A 15,874-nucleotide genomic window follows, 5' to 3' on the forward strand; every position below is an offset into this window, starting at 1 on the left:
GGGGCTGCATATTTGCTATTTGATCGGTCTCAGTATACTGGCCACGTCCCCGACCGCCCACCCGAGAAGGATAACCACATGTGGCACGCCGTGAGTTACGCGCTGATGGATTCCATCAATGTGCTCCTCATCGGTGTGATTGTGCTGCTTGGGGTAGTGTTGCCTCCCAGTGCACGGTATCGTCGCATCGCCACGTTGCTCGTGGGCGGGGATTGGCTGGGAGTTTTCTTGCTGTCGGTCCCGGTGCTGCTTTTGCTCGATTCGATCCGCTCGCGAGTGGAGGCTGCGCTGGCCTCACCCATCTTTGGTTGGGTGCTGATCGCGGTAGGCGTGGTCAGCGCGGTGATGACTTGGCGCGGCGGGGATTCTACTGCCCTCATGAACCGCATGCTGGGTCCTTTGCGGACTCCGACTTGGCGCACCGCTGCAGTTGGATTTGTGTTAGGGGTGGTGCAGTCGATCACTTCCTTGCCGTTCTTCGCCGGACTGGCCTATTTGAGCACTGGGGGCTTCTCGACGCCCGTTCGCTACCTGGGGCTCGTATTCTATGCCAGCCTCGCGCTGAGTTTGCCAGCGCTGACTGCGGTGGCGGTCGGTTTTGTCCGTGCCTACCCTGAATCTCCGGCCGGACGCGCCTTTGCATGGTCTCGGGAGAATGGCAGCCGGGTTTCCCAGTGGGCTGGCTACTTGGTGAGTGTGTGTTTGATTGTCATGGGGTGCACACACTTGTAATCTGTACTGCAATTAGCGATACAGATTGGAGATTGTGATGCAGCTTGACCCAAACTCGCCGATTCCCCTGTTTCAGCAGCTTCACGACGAAATCATCGCTGACATAGCGCGGGGAAAGCTGCCAAGGGGTACGAAGCTCAATTCTGTGCGGAAAGTAGCCGCCAATTTCGGTATCAATCCCGCCACCGTGAAAAAGGCCTACGACCTGCTGCAAAGCGAGGGGATTGTCGCGACCCACGGGCGCTCGGGGACCGTGGTGGTAATGGAGGGAACCCAGTCGCTACAGGACGAGCTCGTCGCCTTAGTCTTGCGGGCGCACGCCCAAGGCGTATCGACGGCGCAACTGCATGACATGCTCGATGCCGCTACTTCCGCCGCCTTTGTCGAGAAAGGCTGAGTTCTGATGGTTGTCGCTATGGCATTTGTTTTGGCGCTCGCGCAGGCAGTTTTGCCGCTGAGCTTGCTGTGGGTGGTTGATGGTCCTGCTCCGATCGGAGTGAGTGTTCCTCGTGCGCGTCTGGAGCATCCTGTGGTTCGGTACGCCGTCGCTAAGGCCCGGGCCTGGTTAATGTGGTGCGCGCTTGCGTCTGCTGTTGCTACGGCAGTGCTGGTGCTGGTTTCCCCGCAGCTGATTCCCGTAGCCACCATCGCCACAATGGTGTTGATCATCATGGGCTGGAACCGCTGTGGCCAGCGGATTCGAGCTGTGAAAAGGGCGGAGGACTGGTATGCGGATGTGCCAGTGGTGCTTCGTGGAGACGTGGTTGATTCCGAGGAGGAAGAACTACCAGTCAATTGGTGGGGTTTTTGGTGTGCTGGCGCGATAGTAATGGCAGGCGCAAGTTACTTGGGTGCGCGTTGGGATGAAGTGCCGGGTGAATTCGCTACGCATTTTGATGCGCACTTCCAACCGGATGCGTGGAGCACCAAGTCGGTCGGAAGCGTGTTCTTCGGGATGTTCTTTGCGGTGGGGCTCTTGCTTTTTCTCGGTGCTTTGGCGTGGATTGTTCGTGTCGCACCGTCGAGCTCTCGCACAGCTCATCAGCCGGAATCCCGCAAGCAAGCAGCCAAGATCAGGGCATCTACTGCTTCGGCATTGGGATGGATGTCTGCGTACCTGTGTGCTGGCTTGGTGTGCATGCAGCTGAGCATGTGCTTGCCTGACTGGCATGAGTATCAAAAACTCATTTCTGTGCTGTTTCTGATAGGGACTGTCGCAGGGGCAGTGGCTATGACGGTATCCCTAGCGAGGATTTCCGGCGGAGCTAAGAGGGGTGGGGTCGGAGCTTACGGGGACCGGCGCCAGATTCAAGACATGGGTACGGAGCCGCCAGATATGGACTCACATGTTGTGTGGGGAATGTTTTATTACAATCCTGATGATCCGGCGATATTCGTGGAAAAGCGATTGGGCGTTGGATGGGACTTCAACTACGGTCGCTGGCCGGGAAAGATTTTTGCGCTGTTCACAGTGCTCATTCTCATTGCGACGTTGGCAGTTGCCCTGTTCTAGCTGCTTGGTCTGAAAAGCCTTTAACGCGACGATCGGAAGGGTATTTTCCAGACTTGCTCGTCGAGAAGGAACATGACTGCGGGCAGAATTGTCATGCGCACCAGGAAGGCATCCAGCAGGATTGCGGTGGCTAGCGCGAAGCTCATGGTTTTGATGAAGGCGACGTCATGCAGCAGGAATGAGGAGAAAACCCCCACCATGATGAGGGCGGCTGCGGTGACAACGCGCACGCTGTGTTTGAAGCCGTTCGCTACGGCGTTTCCAGCGGTCTTGCCGAAGTCCCAACCCTCTCTCATACGGGAAACGAGAAAGACCTGGTAGTCCATTGCTAGCCCGAATACAAGACCCACCAGAATGATCGGCAGGAAAGAGATAAGCGGTTGCGGATCGCTGACCAGCCCGAAAGCACCGTGTTGGAACAGTGCCACTGTGATCCCAAATGTGGCAGACATGGACAGCAAGAAGCCAATCGTCGCGATGAGTGGGATCCACAGCGACCGAAACATGATTCCCAACAGCACAAATGCCAAGGCAAGCACGATGGCCAGATATGGGATCAATGCTTGCTTGAGCAGGATAGTCAGATCCACGAATACGGCCGTCATGCTGGTCACGCCGTAGCTAGCGTTTGTCGACGCCTCCACCTGTTCAGCGTTTTCCCGCAAGCGATGAACGATGCTGGCTGCGCGCGGATCTGTCGCGGAATATTTCGTGGTGACCAGCAACTCTACGGTGTCTAGGGTGTCGGTGCCTCGGACGGCTTGGACATGTTGGACGCCGTCGATTTTCCGAATCTTGCTGCCGACCTGCAAGATGGTTTGTTTGCGTTGGTCCTGTGGCACTTCAGCAAGATCAACGAGTGCCACCATTGGGTAGTTGCGCCCGGGGCCAAATCCACGTTCGATCATGTCTGCTGCGGTCCGCGTAGGGGTACCTAGCGGTGCGGTGGAATCTGTAGGCATTGCTACTTGCATGTCGCGGGCGGGCAGCGCGCAGAGTGCGAGAAAGAGAACAGCTGGGATGAGGAAAAGCGCTGGATGCTTACGGATGGCGCGTACCCAACGCAGCCCAAAAGTGGGACGTTCGTCCTCCGGGTCTGGGGCGCGGAAGATGGGCAGCGGCCGGCTGAAGGTCTTTCTTCCGCACCAAGCGGTGACCGCGGGTAGGAACGTGAGGGCAATCGCTACCGAAATTGCCACGGTGCTGGCTGCGGTGAGGGCGAGCCCACTGAGGAAGCTGATGCGGAAAACACAAAGCGAGGCCAGCGCCACGACGACTGTTGCGCCAGCGAAGATGATGGAGCGACCTGCCGTCGATACGGCGATGCCCATGGCGTCGGCAAAGGCGGCTTTAGGCAGTTCTCGGAGGTGCTCGGCACGCTCTCTTGGTGAGATGTCATAGCCCGTTTTTCGCACGAGTTCGCTGCGGAAGCGGGCGAGGACGAAGAGGGAATAGTCAATCCCTACCGCGAGCCCGAGCATGATCGAAAATGTCGGTGCTAGGAAGTTCACCGAGGCAGTGTGACGTGCTGCCAGCGCGATGCCCGCGATACTCAGTAGGATGCCAAAGACGGCCGTGGTGAGCGGAATTCCTGCTGCCAGTAGGGAACCCAGGGTCACGGTGATGACTAGCGCGGCGATCAGGAGTCCAATAGCCTCCGATTCCATGTTGAATTGCTGGGCGGTGTCGCCATCGGAAAACGGCCCACCGGAGTAACCCACGGCGAATTCAGGGCTGTTGAACTGCGCTAAAGTGTCCGCAGCCTTGTCGACGACCTCGTCCGGGACTTTCCCATCCGGTCCGAGGTCGAGTGTTATTTCAAAGATCCCGGTGTCGTTGGCGTTGTTGACAGGCGAGATATTTCGGAAGTCTCCTTCGATGACGCTCGAAGGCAGGCCGTACTGCTTTTCTTCACGAAACACCCGCTCACGCAGCTCATTCGCGCGCTCCTGAGGTGTGTTGATCGGGGCATCTTTGGTGATCCCCGGTAACTCCCGCAGCGCGGCTATCAGTTGCGCTATGCGTTGGGCATGGTCGGGATCCGCGAGCGTTTCACCCTCAGGAACCTGGATGATGACTTGAGCTGTGCTTGTCGACGCCGACGGCCCGACCGGCGGGAATCGCTCATCCATCTTCGCTCGCGTTTGTGTGGCGGGCAGTTGTGGCAGGGTGAAATCCGAGCTAAATGAAATGGGGGAGGACAGCACTACCGTGAGCAGGACGCCAAAAAGTACGAGCCAGATACCGCTCATGAGACCTCGATGGCGATAGCTCCCGGAGCCAAGTCTATAAAGCAGACCCGATAGCACTGCTAGTCCGTCCTTTTGGTCATACGAGTTTATGGAATCGTTATAAACTTACCGGCCACTCTAGCTCGGTGAAAATCCCAGACAAAACCTACCCCTTTTTTAGCTGGGTGGCAGGTTGAAGGGCGCATCCTGGAAAAGCGTCGAAAGCTCAAGTTGTTGTCATCTCACTAAGTGGTGTTGAGTCGATCCCAATTGCCCTATATCAGGGGTAGTTTCCATGACTTCTCGAAAGTATGGAACGGTTCGGTGGGCTCGCGAAGTCTAATGCAAGTGAGGGGGTTTGCACTTATGATGAGGTTCGGCGTTTCGGATTGACAATTCCACGAGGGGGGAACGTGCGTCGCCGATCTTCATTTTGGGTACAGGTCACCTCAGGTGCCATTATGGTCACCGCTTGTTCAGTTATTCTTGCCGGTTGCCGTCTCGAAGAAAGCTTGTCAGAGGTGGGTACGCCCCCATCGACGGAAGCGGCTGCGACCGCTGGCTTGCCGACGGTTGACCTATCGACGGCCGCTTCTTTCGATCCCAAAGCTCCTGGCTTCCGAATCGTAGATCCATGTTCGGAAATTCCCGAAGACGTTTTGCGGGAAGCCGGATTGGGAAAGCGTTCGGAGATCACGCACGAGCCTGGAGCTTTGCATCGATTCTGTGCGTTCTCGGTAGATTCGGGAGAGAGATTTCCAGACGGGGCCAACTTGGCTGTCAATATTGGAACTCGTCAAAGGGCGGAGTCGGTGGGGGAACCTGTAAAGCTTCCGCTAATTACGGAAATTCCGAATGCCTATCAGTTTCGCATGGCAAAAGGAGACAAGGCGCAGTGTTCTTCAGTGGCACAGACTTCAGGCGGTCAATTTAGTGCTGGTTTCATTGATCGGAATAAGAGGATGACTGAGCAAGAAGTGTGTGATCGTTCCTTGGCGCTGTTGGAAAAGTTGTATCCGATTGTGGAAGGAATTGCTCGGAATGGATCGTCTAGAAATCAACAAAGAAGTATTTCGTAATCAAGTAAACGAAATAGATGGAATTTCCAAGAGTGCCATAGAGCTGCAAAATGTCGAAGTTAACGGCACCATCTCCGCCGCCTACTCCGAGGTTTCGGGGCTTGACCAGATGGGTTCTTTTCATGGCGCGGTGGTGGATGGGGGCGTCGGTTCTGCTGTTACGACACTGCAGAAGTATGCGCAGCAGGTCGGTTGGTTGCGTGACGGATTGTTGGCGACGGAGCAGGTGCTGCTGGGGCAGGAGGATATCGTTGATCGTGCTGTGCAGATCGCTGACTTGGGCGGGGTGGTAAGCGGTGAGGCAGAATTGTTTCCGCAGCGGCCCGATGTCGTGTTTGAGGATTTTGACTTTCCAGTTCCTGTGGTCAGTATTCCATCGAGTTTGGCGGAACTAAGTTCAGCGTTTTCGTCCACGGATTCCTCAGCGGTGGGGACGACCGCCGAGGTTTGGCGGGCGATGGGGAAGAATGCGTCCCAACTGGCAGAAAGCATTCGTACAACTGCGTGGGACATGGATGAAATCAATAAGGCCCGGGCTATCGAACGAGCAGTAGATCATGCGTTGGACATTGCGGATGGCGCCGACAGGTTCGCGGTGAATGCTCAGGTGATGGCCTCGTCGGTGGAAGCAATGGGGGCCGTGGAGCAGGCTGGGGCTTTCCATGTTGCGCTTGCTGAGCTTGCGTTGGCATTCATCGAGGATCCGTTGGAGCGCGCCGAAGCGGAGCGTGCGTTCTTGGATGACTTTATGGGTTCTACCTTTCCGGCTGCCGTGGAGTCGGTGGTGCCTACTCTGCGCAACTTGATGGACTTTAACGCTGCAGGCAATCGGGGAGGAACGATCAACCTGGCGATGAGCGACATAAATGGCAACGGCGGGCTTCCTGGAGTGCAGTTAATTCAGGCTGGATCGCAACAGTTGCAGGGGTTGATTAATGATCCCCGAGGAATGTCCGCAAGCTCGTTCGGGCAGATTAGCCAGCAGGCTGCCGAATTGGCTGGAGTGGGTGGAGTCGGGACTCAGGCTGCGTCGGTCACCGCACCGCCCACGCTGGGAGGGATGTCATCGAGTGTTCCTACTATGACGCAACCAGCCAATGGCTTGTCGGCAGGTCTACCCCAGGGGTTTGGTTCTGGGAATTCTTCGGGCTTGATGCCTGGTCTAATTGGTGGGGCAGCTGGCTCGCGCGGGGCTGCAAATGTCGGCACTAGAGGTGCAGGAATCGGCACGGTTTCATCGGGCATGGGCACCACGGGTGCACATTCCGGGTTGCCAGCCATCGCAGGTAGCAATCCAGGTGGCACGTTTGCAAATGCGAATCCGCTGATGTCGGGCATGCTGCCTGCCCAAACCATGGGAACCGATGGTCGCGGTGCCACGGATGTGCGAGGGTTTGGCGCGGGATCTGCATCACGGCGTCGAGAAGAGCAGCGTGGTGGAGGCTCCTCCATGGCGGGCGCAGGAGCAGGTTTGGGGCAGGGGGCTGCTGCTGGGGCGTTGGGTGCGGGCGTCGGTGCCTTGGGTGCGGGGGCGCTCAGTGCTGGTGCCGCGCCGATGGGAGCGAGCGCGGCGGGTGCAGGTTCCGCGGCTGCTACCGGCCGCAGCGTGGCTCCCTTTGGCGGGATGCCGATGGCCGGTGCTCCGCAAGAAAACAAGCGGTCCAAGGTGAAGTCCGTGACCAGCCCGCTGGAGGACGAAGGGAACATGAAAGCTCTGCTCGGTGATCTCCCGCCGGTTGTGCCTGGAGCCATCGGCGCCTGGGCTAGGAGCTAGCTGCAAAACCAGTTCGGGCTAGTCGGCCACCAGCGGTTCCATGGTGAGTTCCGGGTGTTCCTTTTCGATAAAGGCCAGTTTCCATTTGTCGCCGAACAGGGCGATGAGCTCGCCGTCGGTACGCGTGAAGATTTCCACGCCCCGCTGGCGGCCGAGCTCCGCGGCGGAAGCTGCGTCGGTGCGACGTGCCACGGAATATGGGATCGGTTCGGTGACCGTTTCAACGTTGTATTCGTTTTCCATGCGGGCCTGCATGACTTCGAACTGCATCGGGCCCACGGCGGCCATGACTGGGGCAGCGTCGCCACGCAGGTCATTGCGCAGGATCTGGACCACGCCTTCGGCAGCCAGCTGGTCGAGCGCCTTGCGGAACTGCTTGTATTTGCCCAGGGACTTCGCGCGCAGGATCCGGAAGTGTTCGGGCGCGAACTGTGGCATCGGTGGGAACTGGACCTTGTTGCCTTCGTAGATGGTGTCGCCAGGCGCAAGCGATCCGGCGTTGACCAGGCCGACAATGTCACCTGGGTACGCCGTTTCCACGGTGGATCGGGTGCGACCGAAGACCGTCAGCGCGTACTTCGTCGAAAAGCTGCGGCCCGACTGTGCGTGGGTGACCTGCATGCCTCGGTCAAACTCTCCGGACACGATGCGCATGAAAGCCAGCGAGTCGCGGTGGTTCTTGTCCATGCCTGCCTGAACTTTGAACACGACGCCGGAGAAGGAATCCTCGATCTCGCGGGACTCGTCGAAAGTGCCGGTAGCTGCTGCTACTGCTTTCGGATCTGACGCACGCCCGCGTGGCGACGGCGCCAGCTCGCACAGCGTATCCAGGATCTGATGCACGCCGAAGTTCAGCATGGCGGAGGCGAAAATCGTTGGTGACGTCACGCAGGTTTCAAAAAGCTCCTGGTCATGGACAGCGCCGTCCATCGTCATGAGTTCCACTTCTTCGACGGTCGCATCCCAGGCTGATCCTTCCCGAGAGGCCGCCTCATCAGGAGAATAGTGCTCCTCCGGCGCAATCGTGGAGCCACCGGCGGTGCGCAGGAAGTGAATGTATTCGTCTACTTCGCCATCGGGTGTGATGCGGGCCAGACCGCGGAAGTCACCAGCTTCGCCCACTGGCCAATACATGGGGGTTGGTTGCAGCCCGATTTCGGACACGATCTCGTCGACAAGCTCAAGCGGTGTGCGGCCTGGGCGGTCCCACTTATTGATCACCGTAACGATAGGAAGGCCACGCGCTTTACAGACCTTGAACAGCTTGAGGGTCTGCGGTTCGAGGCCTTTGGATGCGTCGACGAGCATGACCGCGGCGTCAACAGCAGTGAGCACACGGTAGGTGTCCTCGGAGAAGTCCGCGTGACCTGGGGTGTCCACCAGGTTGATCATGTATGGTTCGCCGGTGTGGCCCTCCGGCGCGTACTCAAACTGCAACGCGGAGGAACCGATGGAAATACCGCGTTCCTTTTCCATGTCCATCCAGTCCGAGACCGTGGACTTACGTCCCGCCTTGCCGTGCACCGCGCCGGCTTCCGAAATGACGTGCGCATGCAGCGCCAGCGCCTCCGTCAGCGTGGATTTACCCGCGTCCGGGTGGGCAATTACGGCGAAGGTACGGCGGCGCTGGGCCTCGGCGGAAACAGAGCTCATGAAAGTTAAGGATAGCGGGTTGCACTCGCAAGGACTAAAAAGGAATACATGTCTGTTCTTTCCGAGCTGTCCGTGCCCATCATCGCGGCTCCCATGGCTGGCGGGCCTTCAACGCCAGAGCTTGTCGACGCCGTCTCCCGGGCCGGAGGCTTCGGCTTTATCGCCGGTGGCTACCTCACCGGTACCGTGCTAGAGCGACAAATGCGCGCAGTCAAGGCTGATTCTTTCGGGGTAAATCTCTTTTATCAGCGCTTGGAACCGATCGATGATGAAGCTCTTGGAGAGTATGCGCAGCGGATTTACCCGCTGTACCTTAACCAAGGTAAGGACGTTCCGAAATACCAAGAAGTCGACGAATCCGATCGGCTGGCCGAGAAGTCGGGGTTTGTCCATGCTTTTGCGCCGTCGGTACTCAGCATGACTTTTGGTATCGAGCTACCAATTCTCATTGACGAACTCCACAAGCGAGACATTGAGGCGTGGGTGACCGTCACCAACCCTGCGGACGCTAAGAGCGCTGAAGCTTATGGAGCAGACGCCATTATCGTCCAAGGCGCCGAAGCTGGCGGACACCGCAGTACCTTTTCCATCCACGCACCCGCCGATCCACGGCATCATCTGGAATTGCTCCGCGAAATTAAAGTGGGGATCCCCATGGTTGCGGCAGGCGGTATTGCTACCGCACAGGACGTCAAGGCAGCGCTGGACTCGGGTGCTGCTGCCGTGTCGTGCGGCACCGCCTTCTTACTGGCAGATGAGGCTGGGACAAGTGAACTGCACCGACGTGCGATTAAGGAAGCCAAAGCACATGGCGGTGTCACGAGCGTGACTCGCGCCTACTCAGGGCGCCTCGCGCGCGGAATCGAGACTCAATTCATGCGAGATAACGCAGATGCCCCCGCAGCTTACCCGCACATCAACGTGCTGATGGGCGAGCTACGGCGCACGACCACTGATCTCAATTATGTGGCTGCCTGGGCTGGGGTGAACTTCGCATTGGCAGAAGAAGCGCCGGCAGAGGAAATTGTGCGCAAACTGATGGATTTCTAGGGCGTCGAGAAGCCGTAAGCTCCTGGCGGGAATGCCCCCGGCACACGAACCTTAGAGTGAAATGCGAGCTTGGCCACATCGGCTCCGTTCGAGGGGCAGGGATTGTTGCGTTAGCCTGCCTGGATGCCGCGGAAAGTTCGGATTAGGGTAGCGATGCGACCACCAAATTGGGGGTAAGACAAAAATGGGGAAACAAAACCGGTAACTTAACATATGTATGCCTTTACTTCGGCAGTACACTCGAAACCGTTAGACGAGACACCCTTCGGAGGAAACCCCCATGACGGAGCAACAGCCAATCGCTCAACAGGACTGGAATGAGCGCATTGAAATCGCAGAGAAGATGATCCCGCTGATCGGCAAGCTGCGTCGTAACAACAACGTTGTTACCTCCATTTACGGGCGCCTGCTCGTGGGAACCTCCGAGATCGACATCATCAAGGCACACCGCTACGCTCGTCGCATCACCGACGCAGAACTTCCACTCACCCAGACCCTTCCGATTCTCGAAGAGCTCGTGGAAATGGATCTTGGCACCGCATCCATCGACTTGGGTGCACTAGCTACCAAGTTCGAGTCTGAGGGTGGCGACCTGCGCGCGTTCCTGGACCGCGAGCTCGAATCGGTCATCGGCAGCGCTGACAAGACCCCACAGACCGACATCGTCCTCTACGGCTTCGGCCGCATCGGCCGCCTGCTGGCCCGCATCCTGCTGGCTCGCCAGGCTATGTACAACGGCCCACGCCTGCGCGCCATCGTCGTCCGCAAGAACGGCGACCAGGACCTCGTTAAGCGTGCGTCCCTGCTGCGACGTGACTCCGTGCACGGTTCCTTCGACGGCACTATCTCCGTCGATGAAGAAAACTCGATCATCTGGGCAAACGGCACCCCGATCCAAGTCATCTACTCCTCCGACCCATCGACCGTTGACTACACCGAATACGGCATCAACGACGCGATCGTCGTGGACAACACCGGTCGCTGGCGTGACCGCGAGGGCCTCGAGCAGCACCTCAAGTCCAAGGGCGTTGCGCGCGTTCTGCTGACCGCGCCGGGCAAGGGCGACATCAAGAACATCGTGTACGGCGTGAACCACGCCATGATCTCGGATGATGACCGCGTCCTTTCCGCAGCGTCCTGCACCACCAACGCCATCACCCCGGTGCTGAAGGTCCTGGAGGACAAGTGGGGTGTTGAATACGGTCACGTCGAGACCGTTCACTCCTTCACCAACGACCAGAACCTGATCGACAACTTCCACAAGGGTTCCCGCCGTGGCCGTGCCGCCACCCTGAACATGGTGCTCACCGAAACTGGCGCTGCAAAGGCTGTGTCCAAGGCCCTGCCTGAGTTCGAAGGCAAGCTGACTGGTAACGCAATTCGTGTTCCTACCCCAGATGTCTCCATGGCAGTCCTGAACCTCAACATGAAGTCCGACGTCACCGTCGACGAGGTCAACGACTACATGCGTCAGGTGTCCCTCACCTCTGAGCTGCGCCAGCAGATCGACTACATCAAGTCCCCAGAGGTAGTTTCCACCGACTTCGTTGGTTCCACCCACGCAGGCGTTGTCGACGGCCTGGCCACCATCGCCAAGGGCAAGCAGCTCGTCCTCTACGTCTGGTACGACAACGAGTTCGGCTACTCCAACCAGGTCATCCGCATCGTAGAAGAGATGGCTGGAGCCCGTCCGAAGGTGCTGCCAGCTCGCCTGCCACTGTCTGAGGTCTAAGCTTTAGTTGGTGCGAGCCGCGCCCAGCCGTTAGGGTTGGGCGCGGTTTTTTGCTTTGCGACGCCCAGTTGCAGCGGAGGTTAAGTAGGGAAGCGTGTGCCTTCTGATTCCCGAATTCCACAATGTCGTAGGCCTTGAAGCCAGTATTTACTGTGTTCTGGCAGCCGTAGCCCGCTCGATGTCGTCCCTTCGGTGTAGTCGGACTACCGCTTTGGGATTTTATTCATTAAAAAACGCTGCTCTGCGTAGTCGGACTACGCTGAAGCGACGACATAGCACTTGTGCAGCAAATCCGCACAGCCAGTGACACCTTCGCCGGACACTTTTGCTTAAACCCGATTTAGCGTTTCTTGGTCAAGATATGCCAGGCCAGTGTCGCCAACGCTGCGATCAGCGGTGCCCAGAGCGGGGCTGACCAGATGATGTCGTAGCTGTCGGTTAGAACTGTTAGTAGCGCGCCACAGGCCCAAAAGACTAGGCAGAGGGTGAAAAAATCAACACATACTTGCGCATGTCTTCTTCCTAGTGGCTGTGGACGGCATTTTGAGCGAATTGCAGGCCGCGCTCCACAATTAATTCCGCGCCGTCGGCTGCTGTTGCGCATATCGCCCCCAGGTCCGCTTGTTCCGAAGCCGAGAAGTTTCTTAGTACGTAGTCCGCGGGGTCTTGCCGTCCCGGTGGGCGGCCGATGCCAACGCGTACGCGCAGGTAATCTTTCGTGCCTAAAGTCGACGACGTTGAGCGCAGCCCATTGTGCCCGTTTTCGCCACCGCCCTGCTTGAGGCGAACCACACCAAAATCAAGGTCCAGCTCGTCATGCACCACGATAACCTGAGCCGCAGGGATCTTGAAGAAGTCGCATAGCGCTCGAATGGGGCCACCGGAGAGATTCATGTACGTGCGTGGTTTAGCCAGGACGATTTTGGCGTCGCCAAGCCGGGCTTCGATGATGTCTGAATTGGACTTCTTGTGAGTGGAAAAGGAGCCCTGGTAGCGCGAGGCGAGCTCGTCGAGGACCATGAAACCGACATTGTGCCGGGTGGTCTCATACTTTGCGCCCGGGTTGCCGAGGCCGACGATCAAGAATGGTGCTGGCATGACATCCATTGTTCCATACTAGGAATGCGGAAAGCCCGCCGCTCCCAGCACAATGGGAGGCGACGGGCTCAAGCCAGGGGCAGAATTACTCTGCGGACTCTTCAGCCTTCTCGGACTCTGGAGCGTCTTCGACGACGCCAGCTTCTTCAGCAGCCTCGTCAGCTTCAGCTTCGTTGTCCTCAGGAGCGACGAAGTTGACGATCAGGGTCTCAGAATCGGCAGCGAGCTCGATGCCGGAAGGCAGCTCGAGGTCAGCAGCGGAGATCTGGTCGCCGACAGCCTTGCCGTCGATGTTGACGGTGATTTCTTCTGGGATGTCCATAACGCCAGCGGAAACGAGGATGGTGTCTGCGTCCTGCATGACCATGGTGCCTGGAGCTGGCTCGCCAGCGAGTACTACAGGAACCTCAACCTCAACGGTTTCGCCCTTCTTGATGGCGAGCAGGTCAGCGTGGTCGATCTCCCAAGTCAAAACGTTCTGGTCGACGTGCTTGATCATGGCCAGCTGCTTGTCACCTTCGATGTCCACGGAGATAACAGCGTTGGAGCCGTGTTTACGGACGATCTTGGTGAATTCGATGCGGTTCACGGTGATGTGAATTGGCTCGAAGCCCTTTGCGTAGATGACAGCAGGAACGAGACCTGCAACGCGGGCACGGCGAGCGAATCCCTTGCCGAATTCCTTGCGTGGGCTTGCGGAAATTGCAATTGCTTCGTTAGACATAATGCCTCCAAAATTGTGTTAGAAGGCCGCTAGACAAAACAAAAGCCTGCGGCCAACTCGCGGAATGTTGTCATCGTCGAGTTTTCGCAGGCTTAAAGTAGAGAAAACCATCGCGTCGATAACGGCCCAGATTAGGTGCCCTCGCCGAGACTGCGCAATATTATCACGATCGCGCGGCGCCAAGCAATTTCAAGGTGCGAAGCTGTCCTTGTGGAGTGGGGGACGCAAGGGTGGTGATCACTTCGTCTGCTTGGACGCGTTGGGCGAAGCGATCGATGTATTCGGATACATCTTCTGCCGTGCCAACTGCGGTGTACTGCAGCATGGTGCGTACCTGTTCGGCGGCCGGTGAGGCCATGAGCAGCTGCCGGTCTGTGTCGGTGAACTTCCGATTACGCCCCACCAGGGCTTCAACTCGCAGCTCAAAGGTTTGGTTTGCTTCGACCACCGCTTCTTCTGCTGTATCCGCCGCGATGGAGTTGAGCGCTGCGATGAAGTACGGCTCCGGATGACGTTCACTGGGCTGGTAGCTTTCCCGGTACAGCCGAGCAGCGGTCTCCAAGTGTGTCGGCGCGAAGTGGGAAGCAAAGGCGTAAGGAAGCCCGAGCTGCGCGGCCAGCTGTGCGCCGAAGCGCGAGGAACCCAAGATATAAAGCGGGACCTCGGTGCCGTGGCCTGGGTAGGCATTTACTTGGGAGTCATCGCGATTGTTGCTGAGGTAGTCCTGCAGCTCGAGAACATCCTGCGGGAAGCTCTCCGCGGCGGCGGGGGAGCGTCGCAAAGCGCGCAGCGTGACCTGGTCGGTGCCGGGAGCACGCCCGAGGCCCAGATCGATGCGGTCGCCATGAATGGTGGCAAGGGTGCCGAATTGCTCCGCGATGATCAGCGGGGAGTGATTGGGGAGCATGACACCGCCAGAGCCCAGCCTTATCGACGTCGTATGGTCAGCCACGTGTCCGATGAGGACCGCGGTAGCCGAGGACGCGATCGTGGCCATGTTGTGGTGCTCGGCGTACCAGACCCGAGTGAAGCCTTGCTTTTCCGCCTCCTGCGCGATCTGCACGGAGTTGTCAATGGCATCCTTAATGTTTGCGCCCTTGCGGACGTGGACGAGGTCAAGGATGGAAAGTTTTGTCATGAGAAACCTCTCGTAGCAGCAAGGACAAGCGGGACCGGAACGCCCATTGGGGTTGGCGCGCGAAACTCGTCGCCCGGGGTCGGTCGACGATGAGTACAACACTCGGTGGTTAGAAAAAATTCCCGGCAGCAGAGTTGCTGTCGGGAATTCAATATGACCAGGGGTGTTTAGGCTTGGCCTTCGAAAAGGGTGGTTACGGAGCCATTCTCGAAGATTTCCTTGATAGTGCGGGCCAGCAGTGGCGCGATCGAAAGCACCGTCAGGTTGTCCCAGCCTTCGGTGGACTGTGGCAGGGTGTCGGTGGTGATGATTTCCTTTGCACCACACTGCGAGAGGCGCTCGCGGGCAGGGTCGGAGAAGACACCGTGGGTGCAGGCGATGATGACATCACTGGCGCCGGCTTCGCGGAGCACCCCGACAGCTCCGGCGATGGTGCCGCCGGTGTCAATCATGTCGTCGAGAAGCACACAGGTCTTGCCTGCTACGTCGCCGACGACGCGGTTAGCCACGACCTGGTTAGCCACCTCGGTGGAGCGGGTCTTGTGCACGAAGGCCAGCGGGGCGTCGCCCAGCGTGTTGGCCCACTTTTCCGCCACCTTCACGCGGCCGGCATCCGGGGAGACCACACAGAAGTTGTCCAGGGAGTAGTTGGACTTGATGTAGTCCGTCAAAATCGGCATGGCGTGCATGTGATCGACGGGGCCGTCGAAGAAGCCCTGGATTTGGTCGGTGTGGAGGTCGACAGACACGATGCGGTCTGCGCCGGCTGCCTTCAAGAGGTCTGCGATCAGGCGGGCAGAAATTGGCTCGCGGCCGCGGTGCTTCTTGTCCTGGCGAGCGTAAGGGTAGAATGGCAAGATTGCGGTGATGCGCTTGGCAGATCCACGCTTGAGGGCGTCGATCATGATGAGCTGTTCCATGAGCCACTTGTTCAGTGGTTGGGTGTGGGACTGAAGCACGAATGCGTCAGAGCCACGGACAGACTCTTCAAAGCGGACGAAGATTTCGCCGTTGGCGAAGTCACGGGCGGTCATCGGGGTGAGTTCTACGCCGAGTTCGCGTGCCACGGCCTCACCGAGTTCTGGGTGCGCGCGACCCGAGAACAACATGAGGTTCTTGTGGCTTTCAGTCCAATGTGCAGACATGTTTT

General features: G+C 58.3%; 13 protein-coding genes. 7 read left to right on the plus strand and 6 right to left on the minus strand.

The window, feature by feature from the left end; genetic code table 11:
* Positions 1–78 precede the first annotated feature (78 nt).
* The 3 genes from CEPID_RS04025 to CEPID_RS04035 are packed head-to-tail and all read left to right on the plus strand — an operon-like array spanning position 79 to position 2,245.
* Positions 79–732: a sulfite exporter TauE/SafE family protein gene (locus CEPID_RS04025; RefSeq protein ID WP_047239867.1), complete on the plus strand. Its 654-nt coding sequence runs from the start codon at positions 79–81 to the stop codon at positions 730–732.
* 37 nt (positions 733–769) lie between these two features.
* On the plus strand, positions 770–1,129 hold the full coding sequence (locus CEPID_RS04030; protein WP_052843365.1) for a GntR family transcriptional regulator: 360 nt from the start codon (positions 770–772) through the stop codon (positions 1,127–1,129).
* Positions 1,130–1,147: 18 nt separating this feature from the next.
* Positions 1,148–2,245: a DUF5808 domain-containing protein gene (locus tag CEPID_RS04035; protein ID WP_144413443.1), complete on the plus strand. Its 1,098-nt coding sequence runs from the start codon at positions 1,148–1,150 to the stop codon at positions 2,243–2,245.
* Between the two features lie 20 nt (positions 2,246–2,265).
* Here CEPID_RS04035 and CEPID_RS04040 read toward each other — a convergent pair whose 3' ends face one another.
* Positions 2,266–4,497 carry an MMPL family transporter gene (locus CEPID_RS04040; protein WP_047239869.1) on the minus strand — a complete coding sequence of 744 codons (2,232 nt, stop codon included), beginning with the start codon at positions 4,495–4,497 and terminating at the stop codon, positions 2,266–2,268.
* A gap of 392 nt (positions 4,498–4,889) precedes the next feature.
* Here CEPID_RS04040 and CEPID_RS12860 point away from each other — a divergent pair, with 392 nt between their 5' ends.
* Positions 4,890–5,555, plus strand: a complete 666-nt coding sequence (locus CEPID_RS12860; protein WP_158408020.1) for a DUF3558 family protein — start codon at positions 4,890–4,892, stop codon at positions 5,553–5,555.
* Entirely contained in the window at positions 5,518–7,329 is a 1,812-nt protein-coding gene (locus CEPID_RS04045; protein WP_047239870.1) for a hypothetical protein, read from the plus strand. Before CEPID_RS12860 ends, CEPID_RS04045 begins: the two co-directional genes overlap by 38 nt.
* A gap of 18 nt (positions 7,330–7,347) precedes the next feature.
* On the opposite strand, the gene CEPID_RS04050 is transcribed toward CEPID_RS04045, so the two are convergent.
* Positions 7,348–8,982 carry a peptide chain release factor 3 gene (locus CEPID_RS04050; RefSeq protein WP_047239871.1) on the minus strand — a complete coding sequence of 545 codons (1,635 nt, stop codon included), beginning with the start codon at positions 8,980–8,982 and terminating at the stop codon, positions 7,348–7,350.
* Between the two features lie 48 nt (positions 8,983–9,030).
* Between CEPID_RS04050 and CEPID_RS04055 the strand changes: the two genes are divergently transcribed.
* Complete coding sequence (locus tag CEPID_RS04055; protein WP_047239872.1) at positions 9,031–10,032, plus strand: nitronate monooxygenase; 1,002 nt, start codon at positions 9,031–9,033, stop codon at positions 10,030–10,032.
* Between the two features lie 280 nt (positions 10,033–10,312).
* Entirely contained in the window at positions 10,313–11,764 is a 1,452-nt protein-coding gene (locus tag CEPID_RS04060) for a glyceraldehyde-3-phosphate dehydrogenase (protein ID WP_047239873.1), read from the plus strand.
* A gap of 522 nt (positions 11,765–12,286) precedes the next feature.
* On the opposite strand, the gene pth is transcribed toward CEPID_RS04060, so the two are convergent.
* The 4 genes from pth to CEPID_RS04080 form a co-directional block, all read right to left on the minus strand.
* Positions 12,287–12,871, minus strand: a complete 585-nt coding sequence (gene pth / locus CEPID_RS04065; protein WP_083984369.1) for an aminoacyl-tRNA hydrolase — start codon at positions 12,869–12,871, stop codon at positions 12,287–12,289.
* Positions 12,872–12,947: 76 nt separating this feature from the next.
* Positions 12,948–13,586: a 50S ribosomal protein L25/general stress protein Ctc gene (locus CEPID_RS04070; protein WP_047239874.1), complete on the minus strand. Its 639-nt coding sequence runs from the start codon at positions 13,584–13,586 to the stop codon at positions 12,948–12,950.
* A gap of 163 nt (positions 13,587–13,749) precedes the next feature.
* Positions 13,750–14,724, minus strand: coding sequence for an LLM class flavin-dependent oxidoreductase (locus tag CEPID_RS04075; protein ID WP_047239875.1), 975 nt, complete (start codon positions 14,722–14,724; stop codon positions 13,750–13,752).
* 167 nt (positions 14,725–14,891) lie between these two features.
* Entirely contained in the window at positions 14,892–15,869 is a 978-nt protein-coding gene (locus tag CEPID_RS04080) for a ribose-phosphate diphosphokinase (RefSeq protein WP_047239876.1), read from the minus strand.
* Positions 15,870–15,874: the final 5 nt, after the last annotated feature.

It is taken from the genome of Corynebacterium epidermidicanis, from assembly GCF_001021025.1.
Taxonomy (GTDB): Bacteria; Actinomycetota; Actinomycetes; order Mycobacteriales; family Mycobacteriaceae; genus Corynebacterium; species Corynebacterium epidermidicanis.